Raw genomic sequence first — 17353 nt, forward strand, 5'->3', positions numbered from 1 at the left:
GGGGACGTGCCCTACGAGAGGTTAGTGAGAGACCGAGAGGTCACGGCTCGGTCCCTTCGCCCCGCAAGCGGGGAGAAGGTGCCGGCAGGCGGATGAGGGGCGGGCCTCGACGACCCGCCTATTCCCGCTGTTCCAGTGCCCTGCTGAAGGCGAGTGCGGCCAGGGTGCAGATCGCGCCGGAGAGCAGGTAGTAGCCGACGAAGGTCAGGCCGAAGCGGCTGGAGAGGCTGAGCGCCACCAGCGGCGCGAAGCCCGCGCCGATCAGCCAGGCGAGGTCCGAGGTGAAGGCGGCGCCGGTGTAGCGATAGCCGCGGCCGAAGCGCGACGAGATCGAGCCGGTCGCCTGGCCGAAGGACAGGCCGAGCACGCCGAAACCGATGATGACGAAAGCGTCGTGGCCGCTGTTGCCGGAGGCGATCAGGATCGGCCCGACGAAGCTGAAGACGGCGATCAGGACGGCGCAGATGGCAAGCTGGGCGCGCCGGCCGATGCGGTCGGCGATCAGGCCCGAGGCGATGATCGTGAGGATGCCGACCATGGCGCCGACCACCTGCACCACCATGAAGGCGCCGATCGGCTGGTTGCCGTAAAGGCTCATCCAGCCGAGCGGGAAGATGGTGACGAGGTGGAACATGGCAAAGCTGGCGAGCGGCACGAAGGCGCCGATCAGGATATCGCGGCCGTGAACGCGCAGCACGTCGAGGATAGGTGCTGCCTCCAGCTCGTGCTGTTCGAGCAGCGTGCCGAATTCCTTGGTCATGACCAGCCGCAGACGCGCAAACAGCGCCACGACGTTGATCGCGAAGGCGACGAAGAAGGGATAACGCCAGCCCCAGGAGAGGAAATCCTCGCTGGAAAGATTGGCGACGAAATAACCGAACAGCGTGCTTGCCAGCGCAAAGCCGATCGGCGCGCCGAGCTGCGGGATCATCGCGTACCAGCCGCGGCGGTTGGCCGGCGCGTTGAGCGCCAGCAGCGAGGCAAGCCCGTCCCAGGCGCCGCCGAGCGCAAAACCCTGGCCGAGGCGGAAGAGCGCCAAGAGCGCGATCGACCAGACGCCGATCTCCTCATAACCCGGCAGGAAGGCGATCGAGGCCGTGGAGCCGCCGAGCAGGAAGAGCGCGATCGTCAGCTTGGTGCCGCGCCCATACATCCGGTCGATGGTCATGAAGACGACCGAGCCGACCGGGCGGGCAAGGAAGGCGAGCGAAAAGATGGCGAAGGAATAGAGTGTCGCCATCAGCCTGTCCGGCGCGAAGGGGAAGACCAGCTGTGGAAAGACCAGGACCGAGGCGAGGCCATAGACGAAGAAATCGAAGAATTCCGACATGCGGCCGATGACCACGCCGACGGCGATGCTGCCAGGCGAAACCGGTTTGTCGTCGTGAATACGCCGCGCGTCGCGTTCCAGCGACGATGATGACGGCCCGTAATGCGATGTTGTTGCCATAAACGCCTCCTCGTTAAGGCGCTTCCGGCAAGGCGCCCCAAGCGTGATCTTGATCAAACCCGCAGGCTTATCAAGTCCGTAAGACTGAAATAGTTGATCATCACGGCGCAAATGAAGCGTGCAAAGGAAAAATTGCGTGACCCGAACGGTGATTTTCCCCTGCAAATGCTGGCTTGGCCGGTTGTTGGGGATATATTGGACTGAAACATGCGCCGGCGAAAAATCCTTCTGGATTTCATCAGGATTTCAACGCTATAGCACACCATGATTTACGCCGCAGTGCGGCATGCTTGCTGCACTGCGACCAAAGGCCTCATGTCGCGATCAGGTTCAGTGCTTTAGTCGCGAGACAAACGAAACAACAAGAGCTTAGAGACGTGCCAAAACTCATGAAGTTTTCCCGCCTTCTATCCGTCTTGCCGCTGCTTTTCCTGGCAGGATGCAACATGGTGGTCATGGCGCCGTCCGGCGACATCGCCGTGCAACAGCGCGATCTCATCGTCATCTCGACGGTGCTGATGCTTCTGATCATCATCCCGGTGATCTTCCTGACGCTGCTCTTCGCCTGGCGCTACCGCCACTCCAACACGGCCGCAACCTATGCGCCGGAATGGCACCATTCGACCCGCCTCGAAATCATCATCTGGGCTGCACCCCTGGCGATCATCATCGCGCTCGGCGCCGTGACCTGGATTTCCACCCATAAGCTCGATCCCTACCGGCCGCTCGATCGCCTCGATGCGGAGCGCGCCATTCCGGCCGATACCAAGCCGCTGACCGTCGAGGTCGTGGCGCTCGACTGGAAGTGGCTGTTCTTCTATCCCGAACTCGGCATCGCCACGGTCAACGAGCTCGCCGCCCCGGTGGATATGCCGATCAATTTCAAGATCACCGCCTCCTCGGTGATGAACTCCTTCTATATCCCCGCCCTTGCCGGCCAGATCTACGCCATGCCGGGCATGGAGACCAAGCTGCACGCCGTCATCAATAGGGAAGGCGAGTATGAGGGCTTCTCCGCCAATTACAGCGGCGCGGGCTTCTCGCATATGCGGTTCAAGTTCCACGGTCTTACCCGCGAAGGCTTCGACGCCTGGGTGGCGAAGGTCAAGCAGCAGGGCACGATGCTCAACCGCGACACCTATCTGAAGCTGGAGAAGCCGAGCGAGAAGGAACCGGTGCGCTACTATGCCGGCGCCGATGCCGATCTCTACGGCGCCATTCTCAACATGTGCGCCACGCCGGGCAAAATGTGCATGAACGAGATGATGCACATCGACATGAAGGGCGGCGGCGGCAAGGAGAGTGCCGAGAATCGCGACAAGCTGCAATATGACAACCGCCATGCCGACGAAGGCATCGTGGCGCCTGCCGCCACCGTGCCGGCAACGGGCGCTCCGGCGCGCAGCGAACCGGCCAAGTCAAACGATGGCAACAGCATGCAGCACGACATGCCCGGCATGAACAGCACGCCCGGCATGGACATGCAGCATGACGGCCATTCCATGCCCGGCATGACCAACGGCGCCGATCCTGCGCCGGCGCAGCTCAACAACAACAATTAACCTGGCGCTTTGCGTCGCAAGACATAATGAACGGGTTGTTCCATGTTTTCCAATCCTGACCTCCTGAAGTTCGTCTTCGGCCGGTTGACCCTCGATGCCATCCCCTATCACGAGCCGATCCTGGTCGTGACCTTCATCGGCGTCGTCATCGGCGCCATCGCGGTGCTCGGCCTCATCACCTATTTCAAGTTCTGGGGCCCGCTCTGGAACGACTGGATCTGCAGCGTCGATCACAAGAAGATCGGCATCATGTATGTGATCCTCGCCGTCATCATGCTGTTGCGCGGCTTCTCCGACGCCATCCTGATGCGCATCCAGCAGGCGATCGCCTTCAACGGTTCGGAGGGTTATCTGCCGCCGCACCATTACGACCAGGTGTTCACCGCCCACGGCGTCATCATGATCTTCTTCGTGGCAATGCCCTTCGTCACCGGCCTGATGAATTTCGTGGTGCCGCTGCAGATCGGCGCGCGCGACGTCTCCTTCCCCTTCTTGAACAATTTTTCCTTCTGGATGACCACCGCCGGCGCTGTTATCATCATGCTGTCGCTGTTCATCGGCGAATTCGCCCAGACCGGCTGGCTCGCCTACCCGCCGCTGTCGGGCGCCGCCTACAGTCCTGGTGTCGGCGTCGACTATTATATCTGGGGCCTGCAGGTGGCCGGTGTCGGAACGACGCTTTCGGGCATCAATCTGATCGCCACCATCGTCAAGATGCGCGCGCCGGGCATGACCTTCATGAAGATGCCGGTCTTCACCTGGACGGCGCTCTGCACCAACGTGCTGATCGTCGCCTCCTTCCCGATCCTGACCGCAACGCTCGCTCTGTTGTCGCTCGATCGCTACGCCGGCACCAACTTCTTCACCAACGACCTCGGCGGCAATCCGATGATGTACATCAACCTCATCTGGATCTGGGGCCATCCGGAGGTTTACATCCTGGTGCTGCCGGCCTTCGGCATCTTCTCCGAAGTCGTCGCGACCTTCTCGGGAAAACGCCTGTTCGGTTACGCCTCGATGGTCTACGCCACCTGCGTGATCATGATCCTGTCCTATATCGTCTGGCTGCATCACTTCTTCACGATGGGCTCGGGTGCCTCAGTCAACTCCTTCTTCGGCATCACCACGATGATCATCTCGATCCCCACGGGAGCGAAGATCTTCAACTGGCTGTTCACCATGTATCGCGGCCGCATCCGCTTTGAGGTGCCGATGCTGTGGACGGTCGGCTTCATGGTGACCTTCGTTATCGGCGGCATGACCGGCGTCATGCTCGCCGTGCCGCCGGCCGACTTCGTGCTGCACAATTCGCTGTTCCTCATCGCCCACTTCCACAACGTCATCATCGGCGGCGTTCTCTTCGGCATGTTCGCCGGCGTGAACTACTGGTTCCCGAAGGCCTTCGGTTTCAAGCTCGACCCCTTCTGGGGCAAGCTGAGCTTCTGGTTCTGGCAGATCGGCTTCTGGTTCGCCTTCATGCCGCTCTATGTGCTCGGCCTGATGGGCGTCACCCGCCGCATGAGCCAGTTCGAGGACCCGTCGCTGCAGATCTGGTTCATCATCGCCGCCTTCGGCGTCGGCCTGATCGCGCTCGGCATCGCCGCCTTCCTGATCCAGATCGTCGTCAGCTTCATGAAGCGCGAGGAACTGCGCGACGACAGCGGCGATCCGTGGGACGGCCGCACGCTGGAATGGTCGACCGCCTCGCCGCCGCCGGATTACAACTTCGCCTTCACACCCGTCGTCCATGATCATGACAGCTGGTACGACATGAAGAACCGGGGTTATGCGCGTCCGCTGGAGGGCTTCCGGCCGATCCATATGCCGAAGAATACCGGTACCGGCGCCATCCTCTCGGGCATCAGCGTCGCGCTGGCCTTCGGCCTGATCTGGTACATGTGGTGGCTGGTCGTCGTCTCCTTCGTCGGCCTGCTGGTCGTCGCGATCGGCCATACCTTCAATTACCGACGCGACTTCCACATCCCCGCCGAAGAGGTGACCGAAACGGAAGGCAAGCGCACCGCGCTGCTTGCCGAGCAGGTGTAATGACCATGAGCGATCAGACCATCGACACGGCCGAAAAGCCTGAATTCTACCTGACGGAAGATCATCATCCGGAAAACAGCACCAATCTCGGCTTCTGGCTCTACCTGATGAGCGACTGCCTGATCTTTGCGGTGCTGTTTGCCACCCACGGCGTGCTCGGCCGTAATTATGCCGCCGGTCCGTCGCCGGCCGATCTCTTCGATCTGCCGATCGTCGCCCTCAACACCTCGATGCTGCTGTTCTCGTCGATCACCTACGGCTTCGCGATGCTGCAGATGGAGCGCAACGCCAAGGCGGAGACGCTGTTCTGGCTTGCTGTCACCGGCCTGTTCGGCGCAGCTTTCATCGGGCTCGAACTCTATGAGTTCATCCATCTGATCCACGAAGGCGCCGGGCCGACGCGCAGCGCCTTCCTCTCCTCCTTCTTCACGCTGGTCGGCACGCACGGTCTGCACGTCACCTTCGGCATCATCTGGCTGATCACGCTGATGGTGCAGGTGTCGATGCACGGGCTGGTCGAAGCCAACCGCCGCCGTCTGATGTGCCTGTCGATGTTCTGGCACTTCCTCGACGTCGTCTGGATCGGCGTCTTTTCCTTCGTCTATCTCCTGGGAGTTCTCGGATGAGTTCGCAAGCACCCGCGCATGAGGATGCCCACGAGGCCCATCACGGCCACAGCCACGGCCATCAGGCCGGTCACGGCACCTTCCGCAGCTATATGACGGGCTTCGCGCTCTCCGTCGTCCTGACCGCCATTCCCTTCTGGCTGGTCATGGCCGGCGTGTTCGCCAGCCCGCTGGTGACGGCGGCGCTGGTGATGGGCATCGGCGCCATCCAGATCGTCGTCCATATGGTCTTCTTCCTGCACATGAACCCGCGCAGCGAGGGCGGCTGGACGATGATGGCGCTGATCTTTACCATCATCATCGTCGCCATCGCGCTCTCCGGTTCGCTCTGGGTCATGCATCATCTCAACAGCAACATGATGCCGATGAGCCCCGAGATGATGAAGAACATGCCGTGACGGTCACCGAGCGCCGGCGGCAGCGCCGCCGGCATCGGGTCAGCCTATGAGCGGGTCTCTCCCGGACAAATCGCAAAGGCAGCCTTTTCAGGCAAAACGCATGATCTTCTGCGTCTGCCTGGCGCTGCTTGCCACAGCTCTCGCGGCCCTCGGCACCTGGCAGGTGCAGCGGCTTGCCTGGAAGCGCGACCTCATCGCCCGTGTCGATGAGCGGGTGCATGCCGCAGCAGTGTCGGCACCGGCGCAGGCCGATTGGGGCAAGGTCAGTGCCGCCGATGACGAATATCGCCGGGTGACCGCAGCCGGGACGCTGGCGAACGACAAGGAAACGCTGGTCTACGCCTCCACGGTGCTCGGTCCGGGTTATTGGGTGATGACGCCGCTCATCCTTGCCGACGGCACGGCCATTCTCGTCAATCGCGGCTTTGTGCCGATCGACAGGCGCGATCCGGCCGCACGTCGCGCCGGCGAATTGTCAGGTCCGGTCGAGATCACCGGCCTCATGCGGATGACCGAGCCGAAGGGATCGCTGCTGCAATCCAACGACGCCGCCGCCGACCGCTGGTATTCGCGCGATGTCGCGACGATCGCTGAAAAGCGCGGCATCGGTGCGGTCGCGCCCTATTTCATCGATGCCGACGCCGCCGCCAATCCGGGCGGCCTGCCTGTCGGCGGCCTGACAATCATCCATTTCGCCAACAACCATCTCGTCTATGCGGTCACCTGGTACGGCCTGGCGGCGATGGCGCTCGCCCTGCTGGTGTTCATCCTTCGCGGCAAGATCGAAAGACGCCGCCGGGAGTAATTCGGTCCGGCGAGCGGTTGCGCGGACCGGCTTCAGCGCAACCGGATTAATATCGTGTAAAGCGATGTCCGATATTTCTGACCGGAACAGAATAGACAAAGCTGCACATGAACCGGCCGGATTACATTCCCAGTCTCGATGGCCTGCGCGGTATCGCCGCGCTGCTGGTCGTTCAAGCCCATGTCGGACTTATCTTTCCTGGCACATCCGCGCATGCGATGACCATGGGCAGCGAAGCCGTCGGCTTGTTTTTTGCCCTCAGCGGCTTCCTGATGGCCCATCTCTACGGTTTACGGCCGGTGACCAGAGAAAGCGTCCTGGATTTTCTGGTGAGCCGCTTTGCCCGCATCTATCCGGTTTATCTCACGGCCGTTCTGCTCGTGGCGATGCTGTCCGGCATAGCAAATCTGGACTTCGTTCAGCCCATCACCGGCACCACGGACTTTCTGCGCCATGTCTTTCTTCTCGGCTCGAGTGGTGTTTTCTGGTCGATCCCACCCGAAATTCAATTCTATCTGCTCTTCCCGATCCTGTGGCTTTGCCTGGCCCGCCCGCAGCGCTACAGCGGCGTGATCGTCAGTTTCGCAGTCATCGTCGTCGTCGATGGCCTGCTGGAATTGCCTGGGCCTGGAATATTGCTCGTTTCCAAACTCCCCTACTTTCTTTTCGGCGCACTTGCCGGGCGGATGCATTCCTACTGGGATAAATGGACGCCATCCGCACTCACGGGAATTTTGACGCTGTTCCTTCTGGTGGTGTTCTTCACCTATAGGATACTCGCGCCTGGTTCTTCCCCCGAATTCTGGAGCCTGCAAAGCGCGGCCGCCGCAGCCGTCATCGTGGCGCTCGTCGCTCGCCAACCTCCCATCGCGGTAAATGTCCTGGCAGCTGCACCGGTGAGGTTTCTCGGGACGATCAGCTTCTCACTCTATCTTTTCCACGTCCCGATAATGTTCCTGGTGCATCGGACTTTTGAAACTGTGATGCCGGAACCGGCGCTCATCGCGGTAGCCCTGTTCGTTGCGGTGGGGGGAGCATGGTTCCTGCATGAGACGATCGAAGTCCCGAGCCGACGCCTGCTCGTCGGCTTGTGGCAGCGTCATCGGCAGCGCGTCGAAACTCCGGCTGAGCAGATCGAACGCGCGATTCTTGACCTGCAAGACACTGAAAAGCGTCTCCAGAGCGCCGCCGCTTCAGCCACGGCCGGGACTGACCGCGCCGTCATCCAGGATAATGGCGACGAGAAGCGTCTGGCCTAGCGCCGCCGCCCCAGCTTTTTGTTTTACGCAATTCCGGACGGAAAACCGTTTCACTCTTTTCCTGGATTTGCTCTAAGAAGCGACCCGGCTGATCGCATCGGCGAGCTGCGCCTGCGAAAAAGGCTTGCCGAGGCGGGGCAGATTGGCGATGCCGGTGCCTTCGGGGAGTTCGGCGTAACCGGTTGCGAGAATGATCGGCATTTCAGGCCATTCCCCGCGGATCACCTTGGCGAGCTCGGCACCTGTCATGCGCGGCATGGCATGGTCGCAAATCACCAGATCGACCGGCTGCCTGCGCAGGATCTCGAGCGCCTCGGGACCTGCCATCGCCTCGAACACGGTGTGACCGAGATCCTCCAGCATCAGCGTCGTATTCATCAGCACCAGACCATCGTCATCGACGGCGACGATGCGCAGCCCGCGCGGCGCATTTTCCGCGCGTTGCGGCAGGTCGGCCGCGACCTGCACCGCCTGCTTGACATTGACGACCGGGAACCACAACTCAGCCGTCGTGCCTTCGCCAAGGCGGCTCTTCAGCATCAGGCGGCCGCCGGACTGGGAGGCAAGGCCCTGAACCATCGAAAGGCCGAGACCGGTGCCCTTGCCGACACCCTTGGTGGTGAAGAACGGCGTGATTGCCTGCTCCATCGTCTTTGCATCCATGCCCTCGCCTTCATCGATCACCGCGATTCTTACATAGCGGCCATGCGGCAGCGGACCCTTGCCTGACGGCGCGGTTTCCTCCGACGCGCGAAGCACGATCCGGCCGCCGGAAGGCATGGCGTCGCGGGCGTTGACCACGAGGTTCAGGATCGCCATCTCCAGCTGGTTCGGATCGGTCAGGATCGTCGGCAGCCTGACCGGGAAAGAGGTCTCGATCCTGGTGAGGGGGCCGAGCGACCGGCTCAGCATATCCATCATGCCGCGCATCAGGCCGGAAACGTCGATCGGCTCGATGTGCAGTTCCTGCCGGCGGGAAAAGGCCAGCATGCGCTGCGTCAACGCCGCGCCCCGCTGGGCCCCCTGCATGGCGTTATCGACAAGCGATGTCAGCGACAGATCCTGCGGCATGCGTTTCTTCAGGATTTCCAGACTGCCGAGCACGGCCATCAGCAGATTGTTGAAATCATGGGCGATGCCGCCGGTCAATTGGCCGATCGCCTCCATCTTCTGCGATTGGAACAGCTCTTCGCGGGCCTGCTCCAGCGCCCGCTGGGTCTCCATCTTCTCGGTAATATCGCGGGTGATCTTGGCAAAACCCAGCACACCGCCTTCATCGTCGCGGATGACGTCGATGACGATGCTGGCCCAGAAGCGGGTGCCGTCCTTGCGGACGCGCCAGCCTTCCCGCTCGAACCGGCCCTCGGCGCGCGCGATGCCGAGCGCCATCTCCGGTACGCCGGCTTCACGGTCCTCCGGGGTATAGAAGGTCGAGAAATGCCGGCCGATGATTTCATCGGGCCGATAGCCCTTGATGCGCTCGGCGCCGAAATTCCAGCTGCTGACATTGCCGTCGGGATCGAGCATGTAGATCGCATAATCCGAAACGCCCTGGACCAGCCGGCGGAATTGTTCCTCACTCTGGCGGATCGCCTTTTCGGCCGCTCTGCGTTCGGTCAGGTCCCGGGTGATCTTGGCATAGCCGATGAGTTCGCCGGAGGGACGGCGGATCGGGTCGATGATCACATGCGCCCAGAAGCGGGTTCCATCCTTGCGCTGACGCCAGCCCTCGCCCTCGAACCGGCCCTGCTCCTTGGCGGTTGCGAGCGCGCGCTCCGGAATTCCCGCGGCGCGGTCCTCTTCCGAGTAAAAACGGGAAAAATGCTCACCGAGAATTTCCGACGGCTTGTAGCCTTTGAACCGCTGCGCACCGGTATTCCAGCTGGTGACGATGCCTTCAGGGCTGAGCATATAGATGGCGTAGTCGGTGATGGCATCGACCAAAAGGCGAAAGCGTCCCTCTTCGTTTAGGGACGTATCTTGTCGATTCAGCGCTTCCATCGGCCCCTCTTACTCGCCAGCGCTTGATAACGCCGCGGCAGGCGGATGGTTCCGAAGGGGCCTCAAATTTTCAGACTGCTTTGACCTGCGGATAGAACTGCGCGCCCACCCGCTCGGCAGCGGCATAGGCCTGCGAGACAATCTCCGGCACCAGATCGATATCGGGAAGGCTGCCGAGGCCGAGCGGGCCGACGGCAAAAAGCCCGGCAACGGTCGAACCGTCCTCCAGGAAGGGCTCGCCGCGCGCATTGACCGCCAGCCCGAGCGAGAGTTCGTCGGGCATGGCGAGACCGGCGGAAAACAGGCTTCCGATCAGCGGCGCCGAAAGATCCGGCGCCTGACAACGGCAATCGATGACGCGTTCGGCATGGATGACCTCTTCGGTGGAGGAACCGGCCGGCGTGAAGAACAAGCCGCTGAGGCCACGGCGCCCGGCCCGGCCGCGGCGCAGCACCGTGCGGCCTTCGGCAAGCTCGCGTTTCAGGCGCAGGTGCATGGCCTCCGGCAGGCGGTTGCGGTGGCTATCGTAGATTGCTCTCAGATGCCGGTTGAACTGGTGTTTGTGGCGCGCCGGGAGCGAACGCCAGAGCGAGCGGGCGTGTTTCCTCAGGCCGTTCATCACCGATTGCCAGCTTCTGCCCTCTTCCTCGGCCTCGCGGCAAGCCTGACGGATGAAGCGGACGATCTCGGGCAGGCTCTCCGGCAACGCTTCGGCCGGAAACACCGGATCGGCGGAATTCGGCGTATGGCTCTGCGGCAGGAAGCCGCGCCTGGAGATGATCGTCACCTGGCCGGCATAACCGGCATCGCGCAGCTGCAGCAACTGGTCGACGAGGCGGATGCCGCTGCCGAGCAGAACCGCATGCGGCCTTGCCACCAGCCGCTGCGCCCTGACCGGCGAAGCCTCCTCGCCGCCGGCGCCCTGATCGTTCAGGCCATAACCGGTGGCTAGCATCACGGTATCGAACAGCGGATTGGCGGGATTGACGCTTTCGAGCAGGAAGCGGTTGCCGTGGCTCCTGCGGATCGCCACCACCGGATCGTTGCAGACCTGGACGGTGATGTCCCTGCGCGCGGCCAGCGCTTCGGAAAAGCGCTGGTAGACATAATCGCTGAAGATTTCCCTCGGCACGAAGATCTGCCGGAAACCGGGTATGGCGGCCGGCACGGCGGCGCGGAAGGCTGTATTGCCGCAGAGCCAGTCGTTGAAATCGTCGCTGTCGCCGACCGCGACCGAGAGATCGCGCACACGGGTATTGAGGATTGTCGAAGAGCGGACCGAGGCCAGCGCCTGCCCGCCGCTGACCGAGGAATTCGGATCGAACAGCTGCAGATGGAAGGGCGCACGCACCGTCTTCATCAGCGCAATCGCGGTCATCATCCCGGAAAAACCGCGCCCGACGATGGCAATCCGCGGCACGGCGGAAATCTGCGCCGCCGCATTGGCTCTGGCGGAAAAAAGTCCTTGAACCGTCATCGCAACTCCTTTGCGGCTTCATCCGCACCGTGTGTCGATCGAGGTTTCAACGCATAGACAGCCGATCATGCGTTGATGAGGTTCATGCGGCCATTCACGATTTGCCGCAGGATCGAAGTCCGAGCCGGAGGCCCCGGAAGTGCACGGGCGGAGCAATCACGCCCGTCTATAGTCTATCAAACTAGTCGTGTATCAAAGCGCCAAACGGCGCCCGTGGCAAGAGCTTTATTGCCATGGCGTTTCAAGTCATTGGAATGTAACACGATTTAGAAGCGCCAGCGCCGCAGCTACGACTTCAGCCGCTCGCCAGGATATTGTTTCGCCTTCAACAGGCCCGCCAGATGTGCCGTGTTGCGCGCCAGCATGTCGACTGATGTCGTCACGACCTTCGGCACCTTGTCGAGATCGACGAAATTCCTGGAACCCATCGCCTCGCCGACCCAGTAGGCGACGGCATTGGCCGGAATGGTGAAGCCGACGTCGTTCAGTGCCTGGTAGAGTTCGGCCGACACATGATGGGCTCCATCCTCGTTGCCGACGACGGCCACGGCCGCGACCCTGCCGTAGGAGACCATGCGGCCCTTATCGTCCGTCTCGTCGAGGAAGGCGTCCATGCGCTCCAGCGCCCGCTTGCAGACGCTGGAGGGCTGGCCGAGCCAGATCGGCGTCGCCATGATCAGGATGTCGGCGGCGAGCACCTTGGCGCGGATATCCGGCCAGTCATCGCCTTCGCCTTCGTCCGATGTGACGCCCGGCTTGACGTTGAAGTCGGCAAGCCGGAGCACCTCCGTCTTGACGTCATAGGCCGACAGCGCCTTGTCGATGAGGCCGATCATCCGGTCGGTCGAAGACGGCTCTTCGGCATCGCTGGTCTTCAAAGTTGCATTGAGAGCAAGGGCTTTCAGCGGCATGGTCTCTCTCCGGTAACGGATGCCTCAGGGGTCGTCTGCCGCAACCCAACCGCGCGCCGATTGTTCCCTTCGGGACGCGAGGGGACCTCACGTAAAAATAACCAGTTGGTGAATTCTTTACTTGAACCCCCAAATGGAATCGGCAAAAGTGACGATGCTATCAATCCTTTCATGGATTTGCCGTCTTTTCGGGCCAGCGTCCGACCACACATCTATTGGAAAAAACACCGTGAGCAGCGATGCGTTCATACGCGCGACGAAGCCTTCGGCTTCGATGGCGCTTGCAACTGCGGCAGGCTGGGGCCGAGGCCTCTTCACATTGGTGCGCATCACCATGATGGCCTTCCGCCACCCCTGGCAATCGGGTTTTGCGATCGGCGCCACGCTGGTTGCCTCCACCTTCCAGCTGATGATCCCCCGCCTTCTCGGCCAGGCGGTCGACCACACGCAGATGGCGATGAGCGGCGGCGCCGCGGGCCAGGCGGCGCAGGACGCGCTTCTGACCACGGCGCTGCTTCTGCTCGGCGCCAGCGTGCTGCGCGGCCTCTTCACCATGGTTCAGAACTATTACAGCGAAGCCGTTGGTCATCACATCGGCTACGAATTGCGGCTGGCCTGCTACGAAAAGATCCAGCGCCTCTCTTTCAGCTTTCACGACACCGTACACTCCGGCGATCTGATCACCATCGGCCTGCTCGATCTCGAAGGCGTGCGGATGTATTTTTCGACAGCGCTCGTCCGGATGATCCTGCTGTCGATCCTGATCGGCATCGGCGCCTATATGCTGCTGTCGACCGATGTCGTGCTCGGCCTTCTCGCGCTCTCCTTCGTGCCCTTCGTCGGCTGGCGCTCCTCGGTGACGCAGCTGAGGCTGCGCGCCACCTGGCTCGACCTGCAGGAGCGGCTGTCGGTACTGACCCGCATCATGGAAGAGAATCTCGGCGGCATCCGCGTCGTGCGCGCCTTTGCCGCACAGGACCACGAAATGTCGAAATTCGAGGCGGCCTCGAAGAACGCCCTGGCGCTTGCGCATCAGCGCGTCGGCATCCGCGTGACGAATACCAGCGCCATGACCTTCTCCTTCTTCGCGGCGATGGGTCTGGTGCTCTTCGTCGGCGGCGGCAAGGTGATGTCGGGCGAGATCACCGTCGGCACGCTCGCCTCGTTCCTGACCTTCATGACCATCCTGCAGATGCCGGTCCGCCAGCTCGGCCTGATGGTCAATGCCTTTGCCCGCGCCTCGACCTGCGGCACGCGGCTCTTCAACCTGCTCGATCTCGACATATCGATCAAGGATGCGCCCGATGCCAGGGAATTGGCGGTGACGAACGGCGTGCTGCGCTTCGAGAATGTCAGCTTCGCCTATCCGGGTTCGGAAAAACGCACCGTGCTCCACGACGTCTCCTTCGAAGCCAGGCGCGGCCAGACGATCGGCATCGTCGGGCCGCCCGGCAGCGGCAAGTCGACGATCGCCCATCTGATTCCGCGCTTCTACGACGTCAGCGCCGGCAAGATCACCATCGACGGGCAGGACATCCGCAAGGCGACGCTGCAATCATTGCGCCGGGCGGTTGCCGTCGTGCAGCAGGATTCCTTCCTGTTCACCACGACGATCGAAAACAACATCGCCTATGGCGACCCGTGGGCAAAGGAAGGCCGCATCGAACGCGCCAGTGAAAGCGCCCAGCTGCACAATTACGTGCTCGGCCTTCCCACTGGCTATGGCACTGTCGTCGGCGAGCGCGGCGTTTCACTGTCCGGCGGCCAGCGGCAGCGCCTTTCGATCGCCCGCGCGCTGATGCTGAAGCCGGCGGTGATGGTGTTCGACGATTCCACCGCGGCAATCGACGCCGCCACCGAGCAGCGCATCCGCAGCGCCATGCGCCGTTATGCCGCCGACCGCGTGACGATCATCGTTGCCCATCGCCTGAGCTCGCTGATGCATGCCGACCAGATCCTGTTCGTCGAAGACGGAAAGATCGTCGAGCGCGGAACCCATGCGGCGCTGCTGGCGCTCGGCGGGCGCTACAAGGCGCTCTATGAGCTGCAGGTGCGGCCGGGCGACGAGGTGTTGAGCGCGTAATCCTCTCTTCTCCCCATCGGGGAGAAGTGCCGAGCAAAGCGAGGCGATGAGAGGGCGAGGCGCGATAGCGACGAGTGCGCTGAGCGGAAGCGAAGGGCAAATGAGGGCGTGCCGTGCGGCCTCCTCATCCGCCCTCGGGCACCTTCTCCCCGCTGGGGAGAAGAGGAAAAGCAATGAGATGCAGGCCACCCGACGTCATGGCCGCAGGAGGAACGACGATGGCCGAGGAACTGGAAACCGAGCGTCCCGACGTTCGCGAGGATGGGCGCCGCCCGCCGCGGGCGGTGGTCGGTTCGCATCGCGTCGAGGAGGAGATGTTCGGCAAGGCCTTCGACGGCAATATCGTCAAGCGCATCTGGGCTTTCGTTCATCCCTATCGCCGCCAGGTCGCCTGGTCGGTCGTCGCCGTCCTCACCTTCACGATGATGCAATTGCTGATTCCGCTGATCATCCGCTATGCCATCGATCACGGCATGGCGCCGGGCGGCAGCCCTTCGGCGCTGATCTGGTCGATCGCCGCCTTCGCCGTCGCCATCCTTATCAACTATGCGGCAAGCTACGCGCAGGAAACGCTGGTCGGCGGCGTGGCGGAAGACGTGCTCTTCGATATCCGCAGGGCGATGTTCTCGCATCTCCAGCGCGTCTCGCTCTCCTTCATGGACAAGACCGAAGTGGGACGGCTGATGTCGCGTCTGCAGGGCGACGTCAACTCGATGCAGGAGTTCCTCGAGACCTCTGTTCTCTCCGTCGGCGACATCGTGCTGCTCTTCGGCATCGTTTTCGTCATGCTCTATCTCGATTTCAAGCTGGGGCTGCTGACACTCTCGGTGCTGCCGGTGCTGTTCATCGTCCGGCTGTTCTGGCTGCCGCTCGCGCGCAAGTCCTTCATGGCCGCCCATGAGACCAATTCTGTTGCGGCCGGCGCGCTCGCCGAAGCCATCCACGGGGTGCGCGCCGTCCAGAGCATGGATCGGCAGGGCGTCAACTTCACCCTTTACGACGACAAGGCGCATGCCAACTTGCGGACACATCTGACGGCGGCGCGTTATGCGCAGGTGATGGTGCCGATCGTCGACAGCCTGACCGGCGTCGCCATGGCGCTCGTCATCGTCGTCGGCGGCGCCCGCGTTCTCAACCAGGCGCTCGATGTCGGCGTGCTCGTCGCCTTCCTGTTCTACATCCAGCGCTTCTTCGACCCGATCCGGTCGCTGACGCTGCAATATTCGGTGATGCAGCGCGCCATGGCATCAGGCCAGCGGCTGACCGAAGTGCTTGACGTGCCCGTCGACATCAAGGACGCGCCCGACGCCAAGGCGCTATCGCGCGACATGGACGGCTCGGTCGAATTCAGGGACGTCGTCTTCGGCTACAACCCGACGCACCCGGTGCTGAAAGATGTGAGCTTCAAGGTCAATCCCGGCGAGACGGTGGCGCTCGTCGGGCCGACAGGCTCGGGCAAGTCGAGCTGCATGTCGCTGATCCATCGTTTCTACGACGTGCAGCAGGGCCAGGTGCTGGTCGGCGGCCACGATGTGCGCGACCTGACGCAGGATTCGCTCGGCGCGCAGATCGCCATGGTGCTGCAGGAGCCCTTCCTCTTCACCGGCACCGTCTTCGAAAACATCCGCTACCACAAGGCGGAAGCGACGCGTGAACAGGTGATCGAGGCGGCCAAGGCCGTCGGCGCGCATGAATTCGTCATGCGCCTTCCCGATGGTTACGACAGCGTTCTCGGCGAGCGCGGCGGCAATCTCTCGCTCGGCCAGCGCCAGCTTCTGAGTTTTGCCCGGGCCTTGGTGGCGGATGCGAAGATCCTGGTGCTCGACGAGGCGACCGCCAATATCGACAGCTATACCGAGATGCTAATCCAGAAGGCGCTGGTCAAGCTGCTCGAAAACCGCACCGGCCTCGTCATCGCCCATCGCCTGGCGACGATCCGCGAGGCCGACCGCATCATCGTGCTGCAGAACGGCGAAATCATCGAAAGCGGCAACCACCGGCAGCTGATGAAGAACGGCAAGCTCTATTCCCGGCTCTATAACCTCAACTACGCCTCCTTCGACGATATTCCCGAAGAGGTGCTGGAAGAAACGACGGCGACACAATCGGCGACCTAAGACTAAAGGCGGATGACATGCATTAACGCATGTTGCAAAGATTGAACGAACCAACGCCTTGCTGCCGCATTTCCCTTTTAATCGGGGGCCGGTACCACTGAGGAGAATATTATGAAGAGAATTATCAGCAGCCTGTTGATCGCGACGGCCCTTGTTGGATCGGCTATTCAGCCTGCTGCCGCACGCGACCACCATCGCCATCACGACAATACCGGCCGCATCATCGCCGGCGGCGTAGCCGCAGGCGTCGTCGGCGGCCTGATCGGCGGCGCACTCGTCAATGGCGGCGGCCCTCGCTACGTCGATGAAGGCCCTCGTTATGTGGAGAGCCCCCGCTATGTCGAACCGAGATGCTGGTATGAGGATCGCGACGTCCGCAATCGCTATGACGGCGGCTACCACGCCGAAACCGTGCGGGTCTGCGAGTAGATCTGAAGTTTTGAAGTGGTGCTGAATTCGTCAGCATCGCTTGACCCTCAGCCGAGGCTGCGTCGCGCAGCCTCGGTTTTGTCATTTTATATCAGGGACATCCGCCAAGAATTAGCCCCTCATCCGCCTGCCTGCACCTTTGTAACTTCCCTTTACCCGCTATTGGCGTAGTACTGCCTATTGCGGTGG

13 protein-coding genes are annotated in these 17353 nt (G+C 62.1%); 9 read left to right on the plus strand and 4 right to left on the minus strand.

Annotated elements, in window-relative coordinates; genetic code table 11:
• Positions 1-118: 118 nt before the first annotated feature.
• Positions 119-1450, minus strand: coding sequence for an MFS transporter (locus tag AF337_RS31910; RefSeq protein ID WP_049735253.1), 1332 nt, complete (start codon positions 1448-1450; stop codon positions 119-121).
• A gap of 377 nt (positions 1451-1827) precedes the next feature.
• Between AF337_RS31910 and cyoA the strand changes: the two genes are divergently transcribed.
• The 6 genes from cyoA (at position 1828) to AF337_RS31940 (ending at position 8146) form a co-directional block, all read left to right on the plus strand.
• Complete coding sequence (gene cyoA, locus AF337_RS31915; RefSeq protein WP_049735254.1) at positions 1828-3012, plus strand: ubiquinol oxidase subunit II; 1185 nt, start codon at positions 1828-1830, stop codon at positions 3010-3012.
• Positions 3013-3054: 42 nt separating this feature from the next.
• On the plus strand, positions 3055-5058 hold the full coding sequence (cyoB, locus tag AF337_RS31920; RefSeq protein WP_049735255.1) for a cytochrome o ubiquinol oxidase subunit I: 2004 nt from the start codon (positions 3055-3057) through the stop codon (positions 5056-5058).
• A 5-nt stretch (positions 5059-5063) separates the two neighbouring features.
• On the plus strand, positions 5064-5684 hold the full coding sequence (cyoC, locus tag AF337_RS31925; RefSeq protein ID WP_049735264.1) for a cytochrome o ubiquinol oxidase subunit III: 621 nt from the start codon (positions 5064-5066) through the stop codon (positions 5682-5684).
• Complete coding sequence (gene cyoD / locus AF337_RS31930) at positions 5681-6082, plus strand: cytochrome o ubiquinol oxidase subunit IV (RefSeq protein ID WP_049735256.1); 402 nt, start codon at positions 5681-5683, stop codon at positions 6080-6082. The genes cyoC and cyoD overlap by 4 nt, the downstream gene beginning before the upstream one ends.
• A gap of 46 nt (positions 6083-6128) precedes the next feature.
• Positions 6129-6887, plus strand: a complete 759-nt coding sequence (locus AF337_RS31935) for an SURF1 family protein (RefSeq protein ID WP_049735257.1) — start codon at positions 6129-6131, stop codon at positions 6885-6887.
• Positions 6888-6994: 107 nt separating this feature from the next.
• Entirely contained in the window at positions 6995-8146 is a 1152-nt protein-coding gene (locus AF337_RS31940) for an acyltransferase family protein (protein WP_049735258.1), read from the plus strand.
• Positions 8147-8218: 72 nt separating this feature from the next.
• Here AF337_RS31940 and AF337_RS31945 read toward each other — a convergent pair whose 3' ends face one another.
• The 3 genes from AF337_RS31945 to AF337_RS31955 all read right to left on the minus strand — a co-directional run bounded on the left by AF337_RS31945 (position 8219) and on the right by AF337_RS31955 (position 12535).
• The gene (locus AF337_RS31945) at positions 8219-10147 is read right to left on the minus strand and encodes a hybrid sensor histidine kinase/response regulator (protein WP_049735259.1); all 1929 of its coding nucleotides are present in this window, start codon (positions 10145-10147) and stop codon (positions 8219-8221) included.
• A 70-nt stretch (positions 10148-10217) separates the two neighbouring features.
• Positions 10218-11624 carry an FAD/NAD(P)-binding protein gene (locus AF337_RS31950; protein WP_049735260.1) on the minus strand — a complete coding sequence of 469 codons (1407 nt, stop codon included), beginning with the start codon at positions 11622-11624 and terminating at the stop codon, positions 10218-10220.
• Between the two features lie 287 nt (positions 11625-11911).
• Positions 11912-12535 (minus strand): flavodoxin family protein, encoded by a 624-nt coding sequence (locus AF337_RS31955; RefSeq protein ID WP_049735261.1) that lies wholly within the window; start codon positions 12533-12535, stop codon positions 11912-11914.
• 121 nt (positions 12536-12656) lie between these two features.
• On the opposite strand from AF337_RS31955, the gene AF337_RS31960 reads away from it, so the two are divergent.
• The 3 genes from AF337_RS31960 (at position 12657) to AF337_RS31970 (ending at position 17164) form a co-directional block, all read left to right on the plus strand.
• Entirely contained in the window at positions 12657-14618 is a 1962-nt protein-coding gene (locus AF337_RS31960; protein WP_193393678.1) for an ABC transporter ATP-binding protein, read from the plus strand.
• A 218-nt stretch (positions 14619-14836) separates the two neighbouring features.
• Positions 14837-16735, plus strand: coding sequence for an ABC transporter ATP-binding protein (locus tag AF337_RS31965; RefSeq protein ID WP_049735262.1), 1899 nt, complete (start codon positions 14837-14839; stop codon positions 16733-16735).
• A gap of 111 nt (positions 16736-16846) precedes the next feature.
• Positions 16847-17164, plus strand: a complete 318-nt coding sequence (locus tag AF337_RS31970) for a hypothetical protein (protein WP_049735263.1) — start codon at positions 16847-16849, stop codon at positions 17162-17164.
• Positions 17165-17353: the final 189 nt, after the last annotated feature.

This window comes from Rhizobium ecuadorense (genome assembly GCF_001187535.1).
Lineage (GTDB): Bacteria > Pseudomonadota > Alphaproteobacteria > Rhizobiales > Rhizobiaceae > Rhizobium > Rhizobium ecuadorense.

Excerpts from the sequence above, each read along its gene's own strand:
- AF337_RS31910 (WP_049735253.1), bottom strand. The coding sequence starts at position 1,450 with ATGGCAACAACATCGCATTACGGGCCGTCATCATCGTCGCTGGAACGC.
- cyoB (WP_049735255.1), top strand. The coding sequence starts at position 3,055 with ATGTTTTCCAATCCTGACCTCCTGAAGTTCGTCTTCGGCCGGTTGACC.
- cyoC (WP_049735264.1), top strand. The coding sequence starts at position 5,064 with ATGAGCGATCAGACCATCGACACGGCCGAAAAGCCTGAATTCTACCTG.
- cyoD (WP_049735256.1), top strand. The coding sequence starts at position 5,681 with ATGAGTTCGCAAGCACCCGCGCATGAGGATGCCCACGAGGCCCATCAC.
- AF337_RS31935 (WP_049735257.1), top strand. The coding sequence starts at position 6,129 with ATGAGCGGGTCTCTCCCGGACAAATCGCAAAGGCAGCCTTTTCAGGCA.
- AF337_RS31940 (WP_049735258.1), top strand. The coding sequence starts at position 6,995 with ATGAACCGGCCGGATTACATTCCCAGTCTCGATGGCCTGCGCGGTATC.
- AF337_RS31945 (WP_049735259.1), bottom strand. The coding sequence starts at position 10,147 with ATGGAAGCGCTGAATCGACAAGATACGTCCCTAAACGAAGAGGGACGC.
- AF337_RS31950 (WP_049735260.1), bottom strand. The coding sequence starts at position 11,624 with ATGACGGTTCAAGGACTTTTTTCCGCCAGAGCCAATGCGGCGGCGCAG.
- AF337_RS31955 (WP_049735261.1), bottom strand. The coding sequence starts at position 12,535 with ATGCCGCTGAAAGCCCTTGCTCTCAATGCAACTTTGAAGACCAGCGAT.
- AF337_RS31965 (WP_049735262.1), top strand. The coding sequence starts at position 14,837 with ATGGCCGAGGAACTGGAAACCGAGCGTCCCGACGTTCGCGAGGATGGG.
- AF337_RS31970 (WP_049735263.1), top strand. The coding sequence starts at position 16,847 with ATGAAGAGAATTATCAGCAGCCTGTTGATCGCGACGGCCCTTGTTGGA.